The sequence below is a fragment of the Burkholderia sp. BCC1993 genome, assembly GCF_905339865.1.
GTDB lineage: Bacteria > Pseudomonadota > Gammaproteobacteria > Burkholderiales > Burkholderiaceae > Burkholderia.
Genome location: NZ_CAJPGZ010000052.1, coordinates 1 through 1,336 on the forward strand (window position 1 = coordinate 1; position 1,336 = coordinate 1,336).

Here is a 1,336-nt window from a genome sequence, read left to right on the forward strand (position 1 = left end):
TGGAGTTGCCCCTGTAATACCGGACACAGCGTCACACTAAGGTTGCTGAATCCATCGAGCGCCGGAACTCGCGAGGCGAGCGGTATTTCAGCGCGCTATGGGGATGCTTCTCGTTGTAATGCTCGAACGCGATGGCCAAGTTGCGTGCAGCAGTCGCTGCGTCCGGCTTCGGCATGAAGGCGACGTAGTCGCGTTTCATCGTCTTCACGAAGCTCTCGGCCATCCCGTTACTTTGCGGGCTGCACACCGGCGTGGTCAATGGCTTCAGGCCGATGGCCACTGCGAACCGGCGCGTGTCGTCGGCCGTGTAGCCCGAACCGTTGTCGCTCAGCCACTCGATTTCGGACGGTGTATGCAGTTCGTTGCCAAACCGATTTTCCACTGCAGCCAGCATCACGTCTCGCACGATGTCGCCGCTGTGGCCTGCCGTCGTGGCTGCCCAACTCATCGCCTCACGGTCACAGCAATCCAGCGCGAACGTTACGCGCAGCGGCTCGCCGTTGTCGCAGCGGAACTCGAAGCCATCCGAGCACCATCGCTGATTGCTGCGCGCGACGGCCACCTTGCCGTCGTGTCGACGTTGGGGGCGAGGCGGAAGCGGCCGGCGCTGCATCAGCAACCCGTGCGTACGCATGACGCGATAGATGCGCTTGGCATTGAACGGCACCAGCCCAACCGCGACGCGCTCGTTGCGCAATATGCCCCAAACCCGGCGATAGCCATAGCTGGGCAAATCGCCGATGACCCGGCGGATTTCCTCGACTGCGGCCGCGTCGTCAGTCTGCCTCGATTGACGGCCATCGCGCCACGTCGCCGGACGCGACAGTCGTGCCGATACGTTCGAGCGCGACACGCCGAGAACTTCACAAACCAGTTTCACTGGTCGTCCTCCGGCAGCGAGGGCGAGTGCGCTATCCATTTTTTTGCCCGGCCGTACTCGACTGCTTCGCGGAGAATCTCGTTCTCCATGGTCTTCTTGCCGAGCATCCGTTGCAGCTCACGAATCTGCTTGAGCGCGTCGGCCAGCTCTGAGGCGGGAACCACTTCCTCGCCGGCCTTGACCGCTGACAGGCTCCCGTCCTGGTACAGCTTGCGCCAGTGGAACAGTTGGTTCGGATTCACGCCGTGCTGGCGCGCGACCATCGAAACCGATTTCCCCGGCTCGAAACTCTCGCGAACCATCGCCAGCTTCTGCTCCGCCGTCCAGCGCCGCCGGCGCTCCGGGCCCGTCAACACTTCCATCACTTCCTGCCTGGTGTTAGTCAAAAACACAGTCTTATGCCTACCCGTTATTGTAAGTGGGTGACTGTGTCCGGCGTTTCAGGGGGCTGTTCCA

1 protein-coding gene is annotated in these 1,336 nt (G+C 62.1%); it reads right to left on the reverse strand.

What is annotated here, in order from left to right; all coding sequences use genetic code 11:
• Nucleotides 1–31: 31 nt before the first annotated feature.
• Nucleotides 32–1,242 (reverse strand): IS3-like element ISBcen6 family transposase gene (locus tag U4Y91_RS36510; protein ID WP_321809116.1). Its coding sequence is split into 2 segments (ribosomal slippage): nucleotides 32–927 and nucleotides 927–1,242, totalling 1,212 coding nucleotides; the frame shifts between segments, so codons are not numbered across the junction.
• Between the last annotated feature and the right edge of the window lie 94 nt (nucleotides 1,243–1,336).